General features: G+C 60.4%; 24 protein-coding genes. 11 read left to right on the top strand and 13 right to left on the bottom strand.

The genetic code is table 11. The features are described from left to right. The first annotated feature begins 23 nt into the window (after positions 1–23). From GE543_RS12000 to GE543_RS11990, 3 genes are all read left to right on the top strand, one after another. A complete protein-coding gene (locus tag GE543_RS12000; protein WP_046269823.1) occupies positions 24–380 on the top strand; it encodes a 4a-hydroxytetrahydrobiopterin dehydratase in 357 nt (118 codons plus the stop codon). A gap of 454 nt (positions 381–834) precedes the next feature. After that, positions 835–1,014 (top strand): hypothetical protein, encoded by a 180-nt coding sequence (locus tag GE543_RS11995; RefSeq protein ID WP_003314725.1) that lies wholly within the window; start codon positions 835–837, stop codon positions 1,012–1,014. 140 nt (positions 1,015–1,154) lie between these two features. After that, positions 1,155–2,354 carry an MFS transporter gene (locus GE543_RS11990; protein ID WP_004411096.1) on the top strand — a complete coding sequence of 400 codons (1,200 nt, stop codon included), beginning with the start codon at positions 1,155–1,157 and terminating at the stop codon, positions 2,352–2,354. A 236-nt stretch (positions 2,355–2,590) separates the two neighbouring features. Here the strand turns inward: GE543_RS11990 and arfB are convergent, their stop codons facing one another. The 8 genes from arfB to GE543_RS11945 form a co-directional block, all read right to left on the bottom strand. Further along, positions 2,591–3,004 carry an alternative ribosome rescue aminoacyl-tRNA hydrolase ArfB gene (gene arfB, locus GE543_RS11980; protein WP_153221512.1) on the bottom strand — a complete coding sequence of 138 codons (414 nt, stop codon included), beginning with the start codon at positions 3,002–3,004 and terminating at the stop codon, positions 2,591–2,593. Positions 3,005–3,035: 31 nt separating this feature from the next. Beyond that, positions 3,036–4,445 (bottom strand): amino acid permease, encoded by a 1,410-nt coding sequence (locus GE543_RS11975; protein ID WP_004412828.1) that lies wholly within the window; start codon positions 4,443–4,445, stop codon positions 3,036–3,038. Between the two features lie 271 nt (positions 4,446–4,716). Then, on the bottom strand, positions 4,717–5,946 hold the full coding sequence (gene rluB / locus GE543_RS11970; RefSeq protein WP_003314721.1) for a 23S rRNA pseudouridine(2605) synthase RluB: 1,230 nt from the start codon (positions 5,944–5,946) through the stop codon (positions 4,717–4,719). Between the two features lie 184 nt (positions 5,947–6,130). Next, on the bottom strand, positions 6,131–6,322 hold the full coding sequence (locus tag GE543_RS11965; RefSeq protein WP_003314720.1) for a DUF1289 domain-containing protein: 192 nt from the start codon (positions 6,320–6,322) through the stop codon (positions 6,131–6,133). A 304-nt stretch (positions 6,323–6,626) separates the two neighbouring features. After that, entirely contained in the window at positions 6,627–7,394 is a 768-nt protein-coding gene (scpB, locus tag GE543_RS11960; RefSeq protein WP_004412831.1) for an SMC-Scp complex subunit ScpB, read from the bottom strand. 15 nt (positions 7,395–7,409) lie between these two features. Further along, on the bottom strand, positions 7,410–8,108 hold the full coding sequence (locus GE543_RS11955) for a ScpA family protein (protein ID WP_170855934.1): 699 nt from the start codon (positions 8,106–8,108) through the stop codon (positions 7,410–7,412). A 119-nt stretch (positions 8,109–8,227) separates the two neighbouring features. Then, positions 8,228–8,857 (bottom strand): L-threonylcarbamoyladenylate synthase, encoded by a 630-nt coding sequence (locus tag GE543_RS11950; RefSeq protein WP_003424791.1) that lies wholly within the window; start codon positions 8,855–8,857, stop codon positions 8,228–8,230. A gap of 13 nt (positions 8,858–8,870) precedes the next feature. Then, a complete protein-coding gene (locus GE543_RS11945) occupies positions 8,871–9,734 on the bottom strand; it encodes a PHP domain-containing protein (protein ID WP_004411103.1) in 864 nt (287 codons plus the stop codon). 65 nt (positions 9,735–9,799) lie between these two features. On the opposite strand from GE543_RS11945, the gene GE543_RS11940 reads away from it, so the two are divergent. The 6 genes from GE543_RS11940 to GE543_RS11915 all read left to right on the top strand — a co-directional run bounded on the left by GE543_RS11940 (position 9,800) and on the right by GE543_RS11915 (position 14,059). Next, complete coding sequence (locus GE543_RS11940) at positions 9,800–10,396, top strand: septation protein A (protein ID WP_004411104.1); 597 nt, start codon at positions 9,800–9,802, stop codon at positions 10,394–10,396. A 1-nt stretch (position 10,397) separates the two neighbouring features. Continuing rightward, the gene (locus GE543_RS11935) at positions 10,398–10,697 is read left to right on the top strand and encodes a YciI family protein (protein WP_003314712.1); all 300 of its coding nucleotides are present in this window, start codon (positions 10,398–10,400) and stop codon (positions 10,695–10,697) included. 161 nt (positions 10,698–10,858) lie between these two features. Then, positions 10,859–11,272: a translation initiation factor 2 gene (locus GE543_RS11930; RefSeq protein ID WP_004411107.1), complete on the top strand. Its 414-nt coding sequence runs from the start codon at positions 10,859–10,861 to the stop codon at positions 11,270–11,272. A gap of 7 nt (positions 11,273–11,279) precedes the next feature. Further along, complete coding sequence (locus GE543_RS11925; RefSeq protein ID WP_003424789.1) at positions 11,280–11,957, top strand: response regulator transcription factor; 678 nt, start codon at positions 11,280–11,282, stop codon at positions 11,955–11,957. Positions 11,958–12,143: 186 nt separating this feature from the next. Next, positions 12,144–12,623, top strand: coding sequence for a hypothetical protein (locus tag GE543_RS11920; protein WP_004411108.1), 480 nt, complete (start codon positions 12,144–12,146; stop codon positions 12,621–12,623). Between the two features lie 86 nt (positions 12,624–12,709). Further along, positions 12,710–14,059: an ATP-binding protein gene (locus GE543_RS11915; protein WP_371927154.1), complete on the top strand. Its 1,350-nt coding sequence runs from the start codon at positions 12,710–12,712 to the stop codon at positions 14,057–14,059. Here the strand turns inward: GE543_RS11915 and GE543_RS11910 are convergent, their stop codons facing one another. Further along, positions 14,060–14,620: a nitroreductase family protein gene (locus tag GE543_RS11910; RefSeq protein WP_004411117.1), complete on the bottom strand. Its 561-nt coding sequence runs from the start codon at positions 14,618–14,620 to the stop codon at positions 14,060–14,062. A 173-nt stretch (positions 14,621–14,793) separates the two neighbouring features. Here GE543_RS11910 and GE543_RS11905 point away from each other — a divergent pair, with 173 nt between their 5' ends. Both GE543_RS11905 and GE543_RS11895 read left to right on the top strand, forming a co-directional pair. Further along, positions 14,794–16,248: a TrkH family potassium uptake protein gene (locus GE543_RS11905; protein WP_003369828.1), complete on the top strand. Its 1,455-nt coding sequence runs from the start codon at positions 14,794–14,796 to the stop codon at positions 16,246–16,248. Between the two features lie 563 nt (positions 16,249–16,811). Continuing rightward, the gene (locus tag GE543_RS11895) at positions 16,812–17,123 is read left to right on the top strand and encodes a DUF962 domain-containing protein (protein WP_003393857.1); all 312 of its coding nucleotides are present in this window, start codon (positions 16,812–16,814) and stop codon (positions 17,121–17,123) included. A gap of 10 nt (positions 17,124–17,133) precedes the next feature. On the opposite strand, the gene GE543_RS11890 is transcribed toward GE543_RS11895, so the two are convergent. From GE543_RS11890 to GE543_RS11875, 4 genes are all read right to left on the bottom strand, one after another. Next, the gene (locus GE543_RS11890) at positions 17,134–17,955 is read right to left on the bottom strand and encodes a UDP-2,3-diacylglucosamine diphosphatase (protein WP_003342638.1); all 822 of its coding nucleotides are present in this window, start codon (positions 17,953–17,955) and stop codon (positions 17,134–17,136) included. 93 nt (positions 17,956–18,048) lie between these two features. Continuing rightward, the gene (locus GE543_RS11885; RefSeq protein ID WP_046236243.1) at positions 18,049–18,351 is read right to left on the bottom strand and encodes a SelT/SelW/SelH family protein; all 303 of its coding nucleotides are present in this window, start codon (positions 18,349–18,351) and stop codon (positions 18,049–18,051) included. Positions 18,352–18,402: 51 nt separating this feature from the next. Beyond that, positions 18,403–19,227: an ABC transporter ATP-binding protein gene (locus tag GE543_RS11880; protein ID WP_153221510.1), complete on the bottom strand. Its 825-nt coding sequence runs from the start codon at positions 19,225–19,227 to the stop codon at positions 18,403–18,405. Positions 19,228–19,231: 4 nt separating this feature from the next. Further along, positions 19,232–20,089 (bottom strand): ABC transporter permease, encoded by an 858-nt coding sequence (locus GE543_RS11875; RefSeq protein ID WP_096114096.1) that lies wholly within the window; start codon positions 20,087–20,089, stop codon positions 19,232–19,234. Positions 20,090–20,265 lie beyond the last annotated feature (176 nt).

Raw genomic sequence — 20,265 nt, 5'->3', positions numbered from 1 at the left:
TCTCCGAAAAGGACACTCTGCTTATGACCACCTTGAATCAAGCTCACTGTGAAGCCTGCCGTGCCGATGCGCCGCAGGTCAGCGAAGCCGAATTGCCGGAACTGCTCAAGCAGATCCCGGACTGGAACATCGAGGTCCGCGACGCGGTGATGCAGCTGGAAAAAGTGTTTCTGTTCAAGAATTTCAAATGGGCGATAGCGTTCACCAACGCGGTGGGCGAAATTGCCGAAGCGGAAGGCCATCACCCGGGCCTGTTGACCGAGTGGGGCAAGGTGACCGTGACCTGGTGGAGCCACTCGATCAAGGGCCTGCACCGCAACGACTTCATCATGGCCGCGCGCACGGATGAAGTGGCCAAGGGTGCAGAAGGCCGAAAATAAAATGATCAACGGGCCGCGGACCCTGCTCATGCGGTCCGGCCCAATGAAATCAAGCTGCTCAGCGCCTCGCGAGGCGAAAAGCCGGACAGTGAAAAAGCCATTTTGTTTCACCACCAGGGCAATCAGGTTAAAAAAATATCCTGATTGTCATTTTCAGTGGGTTATCCTGCGCAGGCTTTTTTAAAGCACGGTTCTATCTGCAACCCCTTGCGAGGAGCGACGACGATGCATGAAATCCCTAACTTCCCACCAGGCCAACAGGAACCACAACAGTCGACTCTGGCTCAGCAAGAGCTTGGTCAACCTGTCGCAATGAAAGCAGCACCCTCGGCTCAAGACAGCCAGAAAGCCGGACGCAAAGACTGAAGGCGATTGTTTTCAGGCGTATCGAAAAACGGTTTTGCCGGTTTTCAATACGCCTGGAAAACCAGCAACAGGCAAACTGCAGATTTTTATGAGCGACTTCACTGAAACCCAAGCCAGCGCCCTGATTGGCACCGCCGAGAAAATGATCGAGATCTGGTCACGCCTCAGCCCGGAAAAACAGAGCGCCCTGCTCGCCCGTTTCGGTACTCAGGAAAACGCCTTGGCCGCTCTTGTGACCACACACCTTGTGGCACCAAGAGACAAATAGCCCCCTCCATTCAGGTTTATTTCAATCTGTTGCACCTGCATCGCCCGATGCATCGGTATGATAAGCACTTCGAGAGCTTGCTAAGGGTTTTTCCCCGCCCGCTCGAATGCCATGCCCGCAAAAGAACGAAAGCCCGCCCCATGTCCGAGACACAGCAAAACACACCACAAACCCCGATGGCCGTTACCCTGACCGTCGTGTCCATCGTGATGTTCACCTTTATCGGCTACCTGAACATCGGCATTCCCCTCGCCGTTCTGCCCGGCTATGTCCACAGTGATCTGGGCTTCGGTGCAGTCATCGCCGGGCTGGTCATCAGCGTGCAATACCTGGCCACGCTGATCAGTCGGCCCTGGTCGAGTCGCATCATCGACAATCTGGGCAGCAAGAAAGCTGTGCAGATCGGGCTGACCGGTTGCGGGCTGAGCGGTGTGTTCATGCTGGTGCCGGTGTGGCTGGACAGCTGGCCGATGGCGAGCCTGGTGATTCTGCTGATTGGCCGGGTGATCCTCGGTGCCGCGGAAAGCCTGGTCGGTTCTGGATCGATTGGCTGGGGCATCGGCCGGGTCGGCGCGCAGAACACCGCCAAGGTCATTTCCTGGAATGGCATCGCCAGCTACGGCGCGCTGGCCATCGGTGCGCCACTGGGTGTGTGGATGGTCGACGAACTCGGCCTGTGGACAGTGGGTGTGAGCATCATGCTGCTGTGCGCGCTGGGGCTCTACCTGACGTGGCACAAAGAGCCCGCGCCGATCGTGCAGGGTGAGCGACTGCCATTCATGCATGTACTGGGACGAGTGTTTCCGCATGGCATGGGCCTGGCGTTGGGCGGTATCGGCTTCGGGACTATCGCGACGTTCATCACCCTGTATTACGCCAGCAACCACTGGCCGAACGCTGCACTGTGCCTGACGCTGTTTGGTGGCAGCTTCATCGCCGCGCGCCTGCTGTTCGGCAACCTGATCAATCGCCTGGGCGGCTTTCGAGTGGCGATTGTCTGTATGTCCGTGGAAAGCCTGGGGCTCTTGCTGCTATGGCTGGCGCCCACTCCGGACCTGGCACTGGCTGGCGCGGCGCTGACCGGTTTCGGATTTTCGCTGGTGTTCCCGGCGCTGGGCGTGGAAGCGGTCAATCTGGTCCCGGCGTCAAGCCGAGGCGCGGCAGTCGGCGCCTACTCGCTGTTCATCGACCTGTCACTGGGCATCACCGGCCCACTGGCAGGCGCCATTGCCGCCGGTTTCGGCTTCGTCTCGATCTTCCTGTTCGCGGCACTCGCGTCACTCACCGGGCTGGCGTTGAGCGTTTATCTGTACAAGCAGGCGCAGGTGCTGCGCCAGTAATGATCGGTGCTCATAGTCATACAGGTCCTGAAGAGCCCGGAAAGCGGAGTTTTCAGGCTGCTGCCCGCAGGGCGTAGGAGCGAACTTGTTCGCGAAGACATTGTTTTGAACGCCAAATCTTCTGCGACTGTACGGGCCCTTTCGCGAACAAGTTCGCTCCCACGGCCTGCGGCCAGAATCAAGCGTAGACTTTTGTATAGCGCTGAGCACTGCGTGGCACGAGACTGAAAAACACCTCAAAAATCCACTTTCCCGCGTCCGGCCTTGATCGAGCCACGTTTGCTCTTGGACTCCAGGCGTCGGGTCTTGGAGCCTAGGGTCGGGCGGGTCGGGCGGCGTTTCTTTTCGACCTTGGCCGCGTTGACGATCAGCTCACTCAGGCGCAGCAACGCATCGGCACGGTTCTGCTCCTGGGTCCGATACTGCTGAGCCTTGAGCACGATCACGCCGTCGCTGGTAATCCGGCTATCACTCAACGCCAGCAGCCGTTCCTTGTAGAACGGCGGCAGCGACGAGGCATTGATATTGAAACGCAAATGCACGGCGCTTGAGACCTTGTTGACGTTCTGCCCACCCGCGCCCTGGGCACGGATAGCGGTCAACTCGATCTCGGCGTCCGGCAGATGAACGTTGTTGGAAATCACCAGCATCGGGGTCTCTTCTTCTCGGAAACGGGCAAGGCTACTTGCCAGACTGGGCAGACACGACAACGCTACGCCTGTTCTTGGCCCGGTAACAGACCCACATCACCGCCAGCCACACCGGTATCGCATAGACCGATATACGGATGCCGGGGATCATCAGCATAATGCCGAGGATAAACACCACAAAGGCCAGGCAGACATAGTTGCCATACGGATACCACAGCGCCTTGAACAGCGGCACTTGGGCGGTGCGGTTCATATGCTGACGGAATTTCAGGTGCGAGTAGCTGATCATCGCCCAGTTGATCACCAGCGTGGCCACCACCAGCGACATCAACAGTTCCAGCGCCTGCTGCGGCACGAAATAGTTGAGCAGCACCGCGACCAGTGTCACGGCGGCAGAAGCAAAGATCGCCTTGACCGGCACCCCGCGTTTGTCGACCTGGGCCAGCGCCTTGGGCGCATCACCCTGCTCGGCCATGCCCACCAGCATGCGGCTGTTGCAGTAGGTGCCGCTGTTGTACACCGACAGCGCTGCCGTCAGCACCACGAAGTTGAGGATGTGCGCCGCCGTGTCGCTGCCGAGCATCGAGAACACCTGCACGAACGGGCTGCCGCTGTAGGAATCGCCAGACGCATTGAGGCTGGCCAGCAGGCTGTCCCAGGGCGTCAGCGACAACAGCACCACCAGTGCGCCGATGTAGAAAATCAGGATGCGGTAGATGACCTGGTTGATCGCCTTGGGAATTACGGTCTTCGGTTGTTCGGCTTCGGCAGCGGTGAAACCGAGCATCTCCAGGCCGCCGAAGGAGAACATGATGATTGCCAGCGCCATCACCAAACCGCTGACCCCATTGGGAAAGAACCCGCCATGCTCCCAGAGGTTGCTGACCGAGGCCTGCGGGCCGCCGCTGCCACTGACCAGCATGTAACTGCCCAGGGCAATCATGCCGATGATCGCCACCACCTTGATGATCGCGAACCAGAACTCGGTCTCGCCGAAGACCTTGACGTTGGTCAGGTTGATGGCATTGATCAGCACGAAGAAGGCTGCCGCGGACACCCAGCCCGGGATGTCCGGCAACCAGTAATGAATATATTTGCCGACGGCGGTCAGTTCGGACATGCCGACCAGGATGTACAGCAGCCAGCAATTCCAGCCCGACAGGAACCCGGCGAAACCGCCCCAGTAGTTGTGGGCGAAGTGGCTGAATGAACCGGCGACCGGCTCTTCGACAATCATCTCGCCTAGTTGGCGCATGATCATGAAGGCGATGAAGCCACAGATGGCATAACCGAGAATCATCGACGGCCCGGCTGATTTCAGCACGCCCGCCGAACCGAGAAACAGGCCCGTCCCGATGGCACCGCCCAAGGCGATCAACTGGATGTGTCGATTCTTCAGGCCACGTTTCAGTTCGCCCGAGGGTGAGGTTGTTTCACTCATTCAATAGCCACCTGATCGATCTTGTTCTGTGACGGAATAGAACCTGCTGCGCTCGTGGCGCAACAGAATTGCAGCGCCCGAGGCGGATGGCCTAAAGCGTTGAACAGCACTGTTTCACAGAAAAAAGCGCAGCATTGTACACGTGCATCCCGGCTGAGGTTCAAAACAGGGAGGTCGATGCGCGACGGCAGTGTGACAGCGCTTTTCAGAGCGCCGAAAACGACAACGCCAGCCCTGTGGACTGGCGCTGCCATTCATTCACACCGTGCGATCACTCAGGCTTGCGACGACCGAAGCCAGGACGCTGACCTGAACCTGCCGGTGGGCCACGACGCTTGCCTGACGGCGCATCATCGTTGACCAGCTTGATGCCGACACGCTTCGGACCCGGCTTGGCCGGACGCTTGTTCATGTCGCTCGGACGCTCGGCAACCGGTGTGCCACGGCTGTTGTCGGCCGGACGCGGCGCGCGTGAACCGGGCTTACCCGAATCCTTGCGCGGCGAAGGACGCTGAGTCGAATCGCCACCGCGCGGACGATCGCGCTCGCTGCCGGTGATCTGCGGCTGACGCGGTGCGCGCTCGCCGCCGGTTGCCGGAGCACCAGCCGCAGGACGCAAGGTGCGAACGCGCTCGCCTTTGCCCAAAGGGCGCGACGATTGACGCTGCAGACGCTCCATCTTGTCTTTGGTCTTGGCATTCATCTGCGGCTGGGCCACAGGTTGCAGACCGACTTCGGCTGCCAGAATATCGACTTCGTACTGGCTCATTTCACGCCAGCGGCCCATCGGCAGGTCGGAGTTGAGGAACACCGGCCCGTAACGCACGCGCTTCAGGCGGCTGACCACCAGCCCCTGGGATTCCCAGAGACGACGCACTTCGCGGTTACGGCCTTCCATCACCACGCAGTGATACCAGTGGTTGAAGCCTTCGCCGCCCGGTGCCTGCTGGATATCGGTGAAGCGTGCAGGACCGTCTTCGAGAATCACACCGTTCTTGAGGCGCAGCAACATGTCGTCATCGACTTCGCCACGCACACGAACCGCGTATTCACGGTCCATTTCAAACGACGGGTGCATCAGGCGGTTGGCGAGTTCACCGTCGGTGGTGAACATCAGCAGGCCGGTGGTGTTGATGTCGAGACGACCGATGTTGATCCAGCGGCCTTCTTTCGGACGCGGCAGACGATCGAACACGGTCGGACGGCCTTCAGGGTCGTCACGGGTGCAGATTTCACCATCGGGCTTGTTGTACATGATGACGCGACGGACCGTTTCGGCCGCTTCTTCGCGCTTGATGACGCGACCATCGACACTGATGGCGTCATGCAGGTCGACGCGTTGACCGAGGGTCGCGTCCTTGCCGTTGACCTTGATACGGCCTTGGGTAATCCAGGCTTCCACGTCACGGCGTGAACCCACGCCAATGCGCGCCAGAACCTTCTGCAGCTTTTCGCCTGCGGGTCCGATTTCCTGGCTGTCCTGCTTGTCTTTTTCACTCATCTGGGCACCTCCCGGTGTGTCGAATCAGGGCTGGCCGAGAAACGGCAAGACCTGTGCCCGGCGCGCTGTGGATAGCGGCAAGGCGAAATACTTGAAAGCCCGGGCGACACTTGATCGCCGAGGGTCGACCATCATACGCCCCTGCGCCGGTTTACGCATCCGGCGTCAACGGCAAATGCCCGAATCACTTCTTCTTTTTGCGACCGGCGGTCTTGAGCTTCGCCAGCCGCTTGGCAGACTCATCGAGCACCGTGCGCTTGTCGTCCTTGTCGAGCTTCTTCCAGGACTTGATTTCGCGCTTGCTGCGGCCGCATCCCAGGCAAATGTCATCATCGAACTTGCACAGGCTGATACAGGGGTTCTTGGTCGAACTCATGGGCAGCGAATCTCATGGCGAGTGGTATCAGATGTGACCCTGGGCTGGCGTATGAATTCGACCGGAGTGCGCGGAGCGTTGGCACGACAGTTCTGATTATCGTTCTGAACGCTCCAGGACGAGGTATCAAGAGGACGCAGAGCGCTCATGGCTACATACAGGTCTTTTGGGAGCGAGCTTGCTCGCGAAAGGGCCCGTACAGAATCCGAAAATAGCGAGCCTGCACCATCGCCTTCGCGAGCAAGCTCGCTCCCACGAGACTTGTGTATCACGCTGAACGCTTCAGCGTGGGAGCGCTAGTCAATCAGACCTCATCGTCGCCTTTGCCGTCTTCAGGCTCAGGCTCCGTACGCAGCAGGTCGTCAAAGTCGGTCTTGAGGCCCTGCTCCATCGAGTCCAGTTCCACCAGCAGGCTGCGGAAGCTGGTTTCGTCACGCGGCGCTTCGGGCTCTGCGTCCGGGTCGAGGCTGGCGTCGGCCAGGGCTTGCAGGTGCGCAGGCACCGGCGCTTCTTCGAAATCCAGCACCGGCTCGGTTTCCATCTCGCGCAGGTCGGCCAGCGGCGGCAGTTCGTCGAGGCTTTTCAGGTTGAAGTGGTCGAGAAAGCCTTTGGTGGTCGCGAACATGGCCGGTTTGCCGGGCACATCACGGTAGCCCACCACGCGAATCCACTCGCGCTCGAGCAGGGTCTTGACGATGTGGCTGTTGACCGCGACACCACGCACATCCTCGATCTCGCCCCGCGTGATCGGCTGGCGGTAGGCGATCAGCGCGAGGGTTTCCAGCATGGCCCGGGAGTAACGCTGCGGCCGTTCTTCCCACAACCGCCCGACCCACGGCGAAAAGCGGTCACGAATCTGCAGGCGATAACCCGATGCCACCTCCTTGAGCTCGAAGGCGCGCCCCTCACACGACTTGCGCAGCACCTCGAGTGCCTTTTTGAACACGGGGGGTTCAGGGCGCTCGCCTTCCTCGAACAACTCATACAAGCGCTCCAGCGTCTGCGGTTTTCCGGAGGCCAGCAGAAATGCTTCAAGCAGCGGGGCCAGTTCGCGAGGTTCATTGAGGTTCATGAATGTGTTTTAGCTCTACTCGGCTCGCGCCCGGACATGGATCGCCGCAAAGGGCTCGTTTTGGACCAGCTCGACAAGTGACTCCTTGACCAGCTCAAGCACCGCCATAAACGTCACGACCACACCCAGACGCCCTTCTTCGGCGGTAAACAGCTCGGCGAACGGCACAAAACCGCCGCCCTTGAGACGTTCCAGCACATCGCTCATGCGCTCGCGGGTGGACAGTGCCTCGCGGCTGACCTGGTGGCTTTCGAACATGTCGCCGCGGTGCAGCACTTCGGCCATCGACATCAGCACTTCTTCGAGGCTGACATCCGGCAACAACTTGCGTGCACGGGCTTCGGGAGCGTCCAGTTTCGGCACGATCACATCGCGGCCCACCCGGCTCAGGCCATCGATGCCCTCGGCGGCGGCCTTGAAGCGCTCGTATTCCTGCAAGCGGCGAATCAGCTCGGCGCGCGGATCACCCTCTTCCTCTTCGACTTCCGCCGAGCGCGGCAACAGCATGCGCGATTTGATCTCGGCCAGCATGGCGGCCATGACCAGATACTCGGCAGCCAGCTCCAGGCGCACGGTTTTCATCAGCTCGACGTAACCCATGTACTGCTTGGTGATCTCGGCCACGGGAATATCGAGGATGTCGATGTTCTGTTTGCGGATCAGGTACAGCAGCAGGTCGAGCGGCCCTTCGAACGCTTCGAGAAAAACCTCCAACGCATCGGGCGGGATGTACAGGTCCAGCGGCATCTGCGTGACAGCACGCCCGTAGACCAGCGCGAACGGCAGCTCTTGCTGGGCGTCGGCCTGGCTGTCGACTGCCTCGACGGCTGTCATCAGGCGCGTTCACCGAAAGGCGTCGGATCACCACAGCCGACCCGAACGATCTGGGGTTCACCCTCAGCCAGGTTAATGACCGTGGACGCCGAAATACCGCCGATCCCGCCATCGATGATCAGGTCGACCTGATGCTCGAGAATCTGACGCATCTCATAGGGATCGCTGAGCGGCACGCTGTCGCCCGGCATGATCAGGCTGACGCTCATCAGCGGCTCGCCCAATTGCTCCAGCAGCGCCTGGGCGATGGGATGACTTGGCACGCGCAGGCCGATGGTGCGGCGCTTGGGGTGCAGCACCAGACGCGGCACCTCGCGGGTGGCGTTGAGAATGAAGGTGTACGGCCCGGGCGTGTGCGCCTTCAGCGCACGGAACGCGCCGGTGTCGACCTTGGCAAACAGCCCCAGTTGCGACAGGTCGCAGCACATCAGGGTGAAGTTGTGCTTGTCGTCCAGCTGGCGCAGGCGGCGGATACGCTCGATGGCGCTCTTGTCACCGATCTGGCAACCCAGTGCATAGGACGAATCTGTCGGGTACACCACCAGCCCGCCGGCCTTGATGATTTCAGCGGCCTGTTTGATCAGGCGCGGCTGCGGGTTTTCCGGATGGACCTGGAAAAATTGACTCACGATTACTTCCTGTTCAGACGGAGGCAGTAGGCTGTTCATGTTTGAATCTGCACCACAAAGGCGGTAGATCTTCAGGCACGGGGCGATAAGTGCCGATCTCGCCCCAGGTGCCAGGACCGTGGAAGTCGCTGCCGGCAGAAACCAGCAGACCGAACTCGCGTGCAAGGATGGCCAGGGTGCCGACCTGATCGGCAGGCTGCATGCCATTGACCACTTCTATGGCGTGCCCACCAGCCTGGACGAAATCGCCGACCAGTTTACGCCGTTTACTGCGGGTAAAGTCATAATGTGAAGGATGCGCGAGGCTGACCCATGCACCCGACGCCCGCAAGGTGGCGACCGTGTCCTCCAGCGTTGGCCAGTGCTGCTTCACATCGCCCAGTTTGCCCGCGCCCAGCCATTTGCGAAATGCCTCGGCGCGATCCTTGACGAAACCCGAGCGCACCATGAAGTCGGCAAAGTGCGGACGCGCAGGCGCATTACCGCTGTCACCCAGTTCCTGCTGAATCGCGCGAGCGCCTTCCAGCGCCCCAGGCATACCTTTGATCGCCAATTTACGGCTGATTTCTTCCGCACGCAGCCAGCGGCCCTCATGCAAACGGCTGATGGCTTCGGTCAGCGCCGGGGCCTGGGTATCGAATCCGTAACCCAGAATATGGATGGTCGCGCCGCCCCAGGTGCACGACAGCTCCACCCCGTTGACCAGTTGCATACCCAATGAATGCGCCGCCGCACGGGCCTCTTCAAGCCCTTCAAGGGTGTCGTGGTCGGTCAGCGAAAGGACGCGCACGCCGTTTTCATGAGCACGCGCAACCAGTGCCGTGGGCGAGAGCGCCCCGTCGGAAGCGGTGCTGTGGCAGTGCAGGTCTACATTCATAGTGATGCTTTCGTGTTCATTGATGTTTGTTATTATGCCGCCACATCCTGCTTCTGGCTGCCATTGTGAAACAATTCATCGACTTCATCCCGCTGCTGCTGTTCTTCATCGTTTACAAAACCGAGCCGCGTGCCGTGGATATTCTCGGCAATACCTATATGGTAGGCGGCATTTTCAGTGCAACGGCGATGCTGATCATCAGTTCGGTGGTGGTCTACGGCATTCTCTACGTCAAACAGCGCAAGCTGGAAAAAAGCCAGTGGCTCACCCTGGTGGCGTGCCTGGTGTTCGGCAGCCTGACCCTGGCCTTCCACAGCGAAACCTTCCTGAAATGGAAAGCACCGGTGGTCAACTGGCTGTTTGCCGTCGCCTTCGCCGGCAGTCATTTCATCGGCGACCGCCCGCTTATCCAGCGCATCATGGGTCATGCACTGACCCTGCCGGCGGCGATCTGGACCCGCCTCAACATCGCCTGGATCATATTCTTCCTGTTCTGTGGCGCAGCCAACCTGTATGTGGCCTTCACTTATCAGGAATTCTGGGTCGACTTCAAAGTATTCGGCAGCCTGGGCATGACCCTGATCTTCCTGGTCGGCCAGGGGATCTACCTGTCACGCCACCTGCACGACGCCGCTCCCAATACGACCAAATCCGAGGACTGACATGCTCTACGCAATCATCGCCACCGACGTCGAAAACTCGCTGGAAAAACGCCTCAGCGTTCGCCCGGCACACCTTGAGCGTCTCAACGCGCTCAAGGATGAAGGCCGTCTGGTGCTGGCCGGTCCACACCCGGCAGTCGACAGCAACGACCCGGGCGCTGCCGGTTTCAGCGGCAGCCTGATCGTTGCCGAATTCGAATCGCAAAGCGCCGCCAAGGCGTGGGCCGAAGCCGATCCGTTCGTGGCCGCAGGCGTTTACGCCAACGTCGTGGTCAAGCCGTTCAAGCAAGTCCTGCCCTGATCCACGCGCCTCGATAGCACCTGCACGCCCTGCTTCCAGCGAATCAGGGCCGTGCCGCCGCCCCGCCCCGCCCCGCCCCGCCCTTCATTCATCATTCCCGCTTGCCTGCCGATAACCCGCTCAATGTGCGAATTTACACGGCTTGGTAAAAGGGAGTTCAGATGCGTTCAGCGACGTGGTGTCTGTTGGCGATATTGATGGCGGCGAGTGTGCAGGTAAACGCCGAGGCGGTCAGTGAAGGTGGCGCAGTACAGCCTTTGCATCAGCCCGGCGCCGCCAGCCAGATGGCCGACCTCCAGTTGCGCCTCAAGGACAGCGAGCGGCAGCGCGAAGAATTGACCCGGCAGTTGCAGAACGCCGATCCGGAACGCAACAACGCCTTGCTGACACGTTTGCGTCAGGAGAACCAAAAGCTCAAGTTGCAGCTCAAAGAAGCACTGTCCGCAGCGCCCCCGCGCCTGCTGACCGAGCAGCAACAATGGTTCATCGCAGGCGGTGGCGTTGCGATGTTCGCCCTTCTGTGCGGTATATTGGTCAGCGGTTGGCGTAGGCAACGTCGGCAGTGGCTAAATTGAGTGAGTCATGAGCGAGCTGTTACTAATTGATGATGATCAGGAGCTGTGCGAACTGCTGAGCAGTTGGCTGAGCCAGGAAGGCTTTCAGGTGCGCGCCTGTCACGACGGGACCAGCGCGCGTCAGGCATTGGCAGACGCCGCACCCGCTGCCGTGGTGCTGGACGTGATGCTGCCCGATGGCAGCGGTCTGGAGTTGCTCAAGCAATTACGTGCCGACCACCCCGACCTGCCGGTGGTCATGCTCTCCGCACGCGGCGAGCCACTGGACCGCATTCTGGGTCTGGAGTTGGGCGCTGACGATTACCTGGCAAAACCCTGCGACCCTCGCGAACTCACTGCGCGCCTGCGCGCCGTGCTGCGCCGCAGTCACCCGGTGGCGTCGTCCAGCCAGCTCGAACTGGGTGACCTGACCTTCAGCCCGATGCGCGGCGTGGTCAGTGTCGACGAAAAGGAGCTGACCCTCACAGTTTCCGAAAGCCGCTTGCTGGAGGCGCTGATGCGCCAGCCCGGCGAACCGCTGGACAAGCAGGAACTGGCACAACTGGCCCTGGGCCGCAAACTGACCCTGTACGACCGCAGTCTGGACATGCACGTCAGCAACCTGCGCAAGAAAATCGGCCCGCACTCCGACGGCCGCCCGCGCATCGTCGCACTGCGCAGCCGCGGCTATTATTACGCTCTTTGAGCCGCTTCACGCGGCAAGCTTGACGCGGCAAGTCGAAAGCCCAGCGTTTCTGGCGTGTAGCCTTAAGCTGACAACTTGCAACGGTCTCCTTACACAAGCTTTACCAAGCGCTGACTGCGCTTGACCTTGATCTCCCTAAACTGGGCTCATCGGCATCGAGCCGCACTAGAGACAAGGAGATACACAATGCGCAAGACCCTGATCGCTTTGATGTTTGCCACTGCCCTGCCGACCATTGCCATGGCCGCACCACCAGCGCCACCTGCCGGTGGCCCGGATGCTGACGGACCTGCCATGCACATGGATCGCGATGACCGCGGCCCTGGCCCACGCATGGATCGCGGCCCTGGCCCGATGGGACCGATGGCTGAGCTGGACCTGACACGTGAACAGCGTCAGCAGATCGAACGCTTGATGCGCGAGCAAAAGCACGAGCGCCGCGAAATCACTCAAAGCTACCTGGAAAAAATGCCTGCTGCCGACCAGAAAGCAATGCACGACGAAATCGAAGCCAAACGCTCCAAGACCGACAGCGAAGTTCGTGCACTGCTGAGGCCTGACCAGCAGAAGCTGTTTGACGAAATCAAGAAGAAAGAAGATGAGCGTCGCGCCGAATGGGCCGAGTTCAAGGCCTGGAAAGCGGCAAAAGCAGCAAAAACGCTGTAACCATCAGGCCTCGCGGCCCGGTGCGCTGAACACAACCCGGCATGCACGCGCATGCCGGGCTTTTTTACTGAGACCGAGGAAATCCCGTGCGTTCATTGTTCTGGCGAATCCTGGCCAGCTTTTGGCTGGCCATCGCTCTGGTAGGCGGCCTGTCGGTACTCATGGGGCATATGCTCAATCAGGATGCGTGGATCCTCAGTCGCCACCCGGTGCTCAACTCGTTGCCCGAACAGTGGACGCAGCGCTTCGAGGACAAGGGCGCGGATAACGCTCAGGAGTTTCTTCAGGACATAAAACGACGCAATCGTATCGACACGCAAGTGCTGAGCGAAAGCGGCGAGCCCATGGTACGCGGTACGTTCCCGCCGCGCGCCGCAGCCCTGGAAGCACGGCAGCGGGAAGACGACGATCAGGGGCGCAAACTGCCCTGGCGCCGCCTGGCCACCGAGTACAGCAGCCCGAAGACCGGCGAAACCTACCTGTTCATCTACCGCGTTCCGCACCCGGAGCTCGACGAGTGGCATCGTCAGAGTCTGATGTGGCCATTGAGCGCGCTGGGCATTGCCCTGGTGGTGCTGACCCTGTTCAGCCTGTTCGTGACGCTGTCGATTACCCGACCGCTGAGTCGCCTGCGCGGGGCGGTGCACGATCTGGGGCAAACCAGCTATCAACAGCACAGCCTCGGACAGCTGGCCAACCGCCGTGACGAGTTCGGCGTGCTGGCCAAGGACTTCAACCGCATGGGTGCGCGCCTGCAAAGCCTGATTGGCAGTCAGCGCCAGTTGCTGCGCGATGTGTCTCATGAACTGCGCTCACCGCTGGCCCGGTTGCGCATTGCCCTGGCGCTGGCTGAACGTGCGGAGCCTGCCGAGCGTGAAAAGCTCTGGCCACGGCTGGGCCGTGAATGTGACCGGCTTGAGGCGTTGATCAGCGAGATTCTGGCCCTGGCACGCCTCGACGCCGAGCTTCGCGGCCCGGAGCCCGTCGACCTCGAAGCGCTGCTGCAGCGCCTGAAGAACGACACACAACTGGACGGTATCGATCAGAATATTCACATTGATGTGCAGGACAACCTGCAGTTCAAAGGCTGGCCGGACATGATCGAACGGGCGCTGGACAACCTGCTGCGCAACGCGCTGCGCTTCAACCCGAGCGGCCAGCGCATCGATCTGCAGGCAACTCAGGTCGGCGATCACATCCGTCTGAGCGTCCGCGATCATGGCCCAGGCGTTGCCGACGAACACCTGACGCAACTGGGCGAGCCGTTTTACCGCGCCCCCGGCCAGACCACGCCAGGTCACGGCCTGGGGCTGGCGATCGCCAAACGCGCAGCGGAACGACATGGCGGCACTCTGATGCTGGGCAATCACCCGGATGGCGGGTTTATCGCCACGCTGGATCTGCCCAGAGAGCCGCTCAGTTCATCGTCTGTCTGATCAGCCCTGCCACTCGCTGACAAACCCGCCCACATCGACTTTTGGCGCTTCGCGCGGCGGGTTCAGCGGGGTGCCCAGGTACAGAAAGCCGAGCACTTCTTCGCCGGCTTCAAGGCCGAAGCCCTTGGCGACCTGTGGCGCATAGGACAGCTCGCCAGTCCTCCAGACCGCACCGATACCCAGTGCATACGCTGCCAGCAACACGCCATGGGCGGCGCATCCGGCGGTGATCCGTTGTTCCGAGTGCGGGACTTTGAAGTGGTCCTGCAAGCGCGCGATCACGACCACCACCAAGGGTGCACGCAATGGTCCAAGACGGGCCTTTTCCAGCGCCTGCGGGGTCACTTCAGCGCCACTCTCCTGCAGCGCCTGCGCCAGCATCTCGCCCATGCGCTCACGGGCCGCGCCTTCGACCGTCAGAAAACGATAGGGCTTGAGCTGTCCATGATCCGGCGCGCGCAATGCGGCACCGAACAGGATTTCCCGCTGCGCAGCGTCCGGGGCCGGGTCGACCAGTCGTGGAACCGATACACGATTGAGCAAAACGTCGAGCGCCTGCATGGACTGTCTCCTTGAAAAGTGATCGGGCATTCTAGAGCCTGTTTAGCGTCAATAACGAGTGCGACGGACAATTCGTTACCTCTGCGCTTGCAGCCGGTCCTCGGCCGCACCGGTTTACATGACCTCAAGCGCAGGTAGAATGGCGCCTTTCCTCACACCAGCCAGAGCCTGTCATGTCGTTGCCGACCTTGCGTATCATCGGTTTCATTATCGGCATCTTCCTGATCACCCTGGCTGTCGCCATGATCGTGCCCATGGCCACGCTGGTCATCTACGACCGTTTCGAAGACCTGCGCGAGTTTCTCTGGGCCAGCGCCATCACCTTTATCGCCGGCCTGGCGTTGGTGGTGCCCGGACGCCCCGACAACGTTCAGTTGCGCCCGCGGGACATGTACATGCTGACCGTCTCCAGCTGGATCGTGGTGTGCATTTTCGCCGCCCTGCCCTTTCTGCTGACCCAGCACATCAGTTACACCGATTCGTTCTTCGAGAGCATGTCCGGCATCACGGCCACCGGTTCGACAGTACTCAGCAACCTGGACAGCATGTCGCCGGGCATTCTGATCTGGCGCTCAATGCTGCACTGGCTGGGCGGTATCGGCTTCATCGGTATGGCCGTGGCGATTCTGCCCCTGCTGCGCATCGGCGGCATGCGTCTGTTTCAGACCGAGTCCTCGGACCGCTCGGAAAAGGTCATGCCCCGCTCGCACATGGTGGCCAAGTTCATCGTGCTCGCCTATGTCGGCTTTACCGCGCTGGGCAGTCTGGCTTTCTGGGCGGCGGGCATGAGTCTGTTCGACGCGATCAACCATGCGATGTCGGCGATTTCCACCGGCGGGTTCTCCACTTCCGACCAGTCGCTGGCCAAATGGCCGCAACCGGCGGTGCACTGGGTGGCGATCGTGGTGATGATCCTCGGCAGCCTGCCCTTTACGCTGTATGTCGCGACATTGCGTGGCAACCGCAAGGCGTTGATCAAGGATGAGCAGGTTCAGGGGCTGATCGGGCTGCTGTTGATCACCTGGCTGGTCATGACGGTCTGGTACGCCAATACCACGGACCTGCCGTGGACCGAGGCATTGCGCCATGTAGCGCTGAACGTGACTTCGGTGGTGACGACGACGGGTTTTGCACTGGGTGACTACAGCCTGTGGGGCAATTTCTCGCTGATGCTGTTCTTTTATCTGGGCTTTATTGGCGGCTGTTCCGGATCGACAGCCGGCGGAGTGAAGATCTTCCGTTTTCAGGTGGCCTACATTCTGCTCAAGACCAACCTCAATCAACTGATCCATCCGCGCGCGGTGATGAAGCAGAAATACAATGGCCATAGGCTGGACGATGAGATCGTGCGTTCGATCCTGACCTTTTCGTTTTTCTTCACGATCACTATCTGTCTGATCGCGCTGATGCTGTCGCTGCTCGGGCTGGACTGGATGACGGCGCTGACCGGCGCTGCCAGTACGGTATCGGGTGTAGGGCCGGGGCTGGGTGAGGTCATCGGGCCGGCGGGCAATTTCTCTACCCTGCCGGATGCGGCCAAATGGATTCTGTCCGGCGGCATGCTGCTTGGTCGTCTGGAAATCATTACTGTGCTGGTGCTCTGTGTACCGGCATTCTGGCGGCATTGAGGCCTGGCAGAGGCCGCGGGTAAGGCTTTATCGTTCCCATGCTCTGGGTGGGAATGCAGTTCGTGACGCTCTGCGTCACACGGCGGCTCCGCGATGTCAGGTGAATTGGGGCTCGGCTCAGATTCTCGTTCCCGCGCTCCGCGTGGGAATGCAGTTCGTGACGCTCCGCGTCACACAGTGGTTCTGTGGTGTCAGGTGGATTGGTGTTCGGCTCAGGTCACCTTTTCGCCCCTCGGCGAGTTACTTTGATGGGGCCAAAGTGACCAAAGCCCCTGGCTCCGTTTCCGGCCCGACTTCGTCGGGTTCCTTCGCCCTGTCACTGCTCCGGGAGTCGCCGGATCAGTGCCAGAGCTCAGCCGTCACTAAAGTCGCACTCTGCGTCGTCAGTGCCATCGCGGTTGAAAAGCGCTTTTGCGGCAGTGGCTGCGGGCAAGGCAGGACGGTGTTTCGCATCGTAGATTTGTGACGCGGAGCGTCAGGAACTGCATGCCAACGCGGAGCATTGGCACGACAGTCGGCTAAATTTGTGTATAACAACAAGAACCCACACGAGGAAAGGCACCGTGGATACCATCAGGCGTTTTTCGAGCTTTGCCGAGTTCTATCCTTTCTATCTTGCCGAGCACAGCAGCGCTACCAGCCGGCGTCTGCATTTTGTCGGTACGTCTCTGGTGATTTTCCTGCTGGCGTTTGGTGTGGGCAGCGGCCGCTGGGGGTTGTTATGGTTGTTGCCGGTCGCGGGTTACGGCTTCGCGTGGGCCGGGCATTTCTTCTTCGAGAAGAACCGTCCGGCCACGTTCAAGCATCCGTTTTACAGCTTGCTCGGCGACTTTGTGATGTACCGCGACATGCTCCTGGGTAAGGTGCCTTTCTAGGCAGACTGCTTCAGGCAAGCGTTTCGCTGGCGGGTTCTTCGACCGCAACCTGTTGCGCCTTCAAATGCGCATCCGCCAGACGGAACAGTTCGATGTTGCCGTCCAGGTGTTCGATCAGGGCGGTACAGGATTCGACCCAGTCGCCGCAGTTGAGGTATTCCACGCCGCCCACCTGGCGAATTTCCGCATGGTGGATGTGCCCGCAGACCACCCCGTCCAGCCCGCGCTTCACGCATTCATGAGCGATGGCTTCTTCGAAATCGCTGATGAAATTCACCGCACTCTTGACCTTGTGCTTGAGGTACGCCGACAGCGACCAGTAGCCATAGCCGTATTTGGCGCGCCAGTGGTTGAGCCAGCGGTTGAGGGTCAGGGTGAATTCATAGGCCGAGTCACCCAGAAAGGCCAGCCAGCGGTGGTAGCGGGTGATCACGTCGAACTGGTCGCCGTGAATGACCAGAAAGCGACGTCCGTCGGCCGTCACGTGTTCGACTTCGTCTACCAACTGGATGTTGCCCAGCACCAGTTTGGAGTAGCGGCGCAGGAATTCATCGTGATTGCCGGTGACGTAAATGACTTCGGTGCCGCGCTTGCTCATGGTCAGCAAGCGGCGAATCACGTTGGTGTGCGCTTGTGGCCAGTACATGCCGCCGCGCAGTTTCCAGCCATCGATGATGTCGCCGACCAGGTACACCTTGTCAGCCTGATAGCGCTTGAGAAACGCGGAGAGGTGCTCGGCCTGGCAATCACGTGTGCCCAGATGAACGTCGGAAATCCACAAGGTGCGCACGCGCTGTTTGCGGCTGGGTGTGGCGAGCTGAGCACTGGTCATGTGAAGACCTCCGGCAGGGTTTCCAGAAGAGTGGAGCATGCCGGTTAACCGAATGTGACATGTGCGTGGCGATGTCGTGACAGTTGCCCTGTATTACTGAGGGTCTGCCGGAGTATGGCGGTCGTTGTGGCCCAGATCGCGGGCCGGGTCGATCTGGTCACGCAGCCGCTGCTTGAGCACCTTGGCTTCGGGAAAGCCGCCATCCGCTTTGCGCTCCCAGAGTTGTACGCCGTCGCAGGTTATGTGGAACACGCCGCCGGTGCCTGGCTGCAGCGAGACTTTACCCAGATCATCGCTGAACGTGCTCAGCAGTTCCTGGGCCAGCCAGGCAGCGCGCAGTAGCCACTGGCATTGAATGCAATAGGTGATGATGACTTCAGGCTTTTCGGCAGACATGGGCGTCCCCTTCGGAAATTCAGACGACCATGATACGCAGCGTGCGCCGAATCAACGAGCATTGGCGAAGCGGCGCAGTGCGCTGAGGGTCACGTCCTGTTCCGGCGCTTGCGGAGCTGTGTCGGCAGCCGCGTGCACCTTGACGCCCAGCAAGGCCAGCAAGCGGCTGCGAATCAGCTGAAACCCGGCCTGCCCGCTGTCGCGCTGGCGTGGCAGGTCGACGCGGATGTCGTCGGCAATCTTGCCATCGGCCAGCACGATGACCCGGTCAGCGAGCAGGATCGCCTCATCGACATCATGCGTCACCAGCAGCACCGCCGGGGTGTGTTTGCGCCACAGGTCGATGATCAGTTGGTGCATGCGAATGCGCGTCAAGGCATCGAGTGCGGCAAAAGGCTCGTCGAGCAGCAACAGTTTTGGCGCACGGACCAGCCCCCGGGCGAGCGCCACACGCTGCGCTTCGCCACCGGACAAGGTGGCCGGAAAGGCATTCAGCCGATGCGCCAGGCCAACCTCGGTCAACGCCGCCTCAGCCCGAGCCCTGGCATCGTTGATGCGCAGGCCGAGAACCACGTTTTTCCACGCGCTTTTCCACGGCATCAGGCGCGGCTCCTGAAACACCGCCGCACGCGCGACCGGCACACGGAGCTCGCCGCTGTCGATCTCGTCCAGCCCGGCCAGAGTGCGCAGCAAGGTGGTCTTGCCGGAGCCACTGGCGCCAAGCAAGGCGACAAATTCGCCTGGAGCAATGTCCAGATTCAGCCCGTCGATGACCCGTTGCCGACCAAACTGACGCACCACGTTGCGCAGTTGTACAGGCGCCTGCCCCGCCTCGGGCACGACGGATGGAGTGTTGCGCAGATCAGGAGTCGCCATGTGTTCAATGCCTCACGAAGGTCGGTCGCCAAGCCAGCGCATAGCGCTCCAGCGTGCGAATGATGGCGTCGATCACCAGGCCAAGGACGCTGTAGATCAACAGGCAGATAACGATTACATCAGTGCGCATGAAGTCCCGCGCATCACTGGCCAGATAACCGATGCCCGCAGTGGTGTTGATTTGCTCGACAAAGACCAGGGCCAGCCACGAAATACCCAGTGAATAGCGCAGCCCGACAAAAAACGCAGGCAACGAGCCGGGCAGGATGACGTGCCAGATCAGCTCGCGGCGGCTCAAGCCGAGCGTATTGGCAGCCTCAATGAGTTTCGGGTCGATATTGCGGATACCGGAAAACAGGTTCAGGTACACCGGAAAGGTGGTGCCCATGACGATCAGCGCCACTTTGGTGAACTCGCCAATGCCGAACCAGAGGATGAACAGTGGCACCAGTGCCAGTGAGGGAATGGTGCGCAACATCTGCATGGGCGAGTCGAGAACGATTTCGCCGCGCCGGGAAAGCCCGGTCACCAGCGCAGCGACCACGCCGATGCTGACGCCAATGCTCAAGCCCGACAGTGCCCGTTGCAACGAAACCCACAAGTGGTGGGCCAGTTCGCCCGAAACGATCATCGACCAGAGCGTACCGCCGATCTGCGATGGCGCGGCAATCACGCGGACGGGCAGCAGACCGGTTTGTGAAGCCAGTTCCCAGAGCAGCAACAGCACCAGCGGGCTGAGCAGACGCAAGACAAAACCCGGCACTTGCCAGCGCGGGCGAACCGATTGCGAGACGCGGCTTTGTTCGGGTTTGTTGACCACCAGAAAACCGGGTTCTGCGAGGTTCAGCGTTGTGTCAGACATGGGCACATCCTTCCTGGACAAACCGGGCAGGACGCACCCGATACATTATGAGAGCCATGCTATTAGCATAAGAACGCTGCGTGAAATTCGATTTAGACCTAAGCTAATAGTTAAAATATTTGATCACCATAAATACATATAATGCATATTTTTTATAATTAACTTAGACCGAAATC

Origin of the sequence: Pseudomonas sp. SZ57 (assembly GCF_009495975.1) — a bacterium.
Classification (GTDB): Bacteria; Pseudomonadota; Gammaproteobacteria; order Pseudomonadales; family Pseudomonadaceae; genus Aquipseudomonas; species Aquipseudomonas syringae.
Note: the sequence above shows the minus strand (reverse complement) of the source record. Positions and strands in the feature narration are given on the sequence as shown.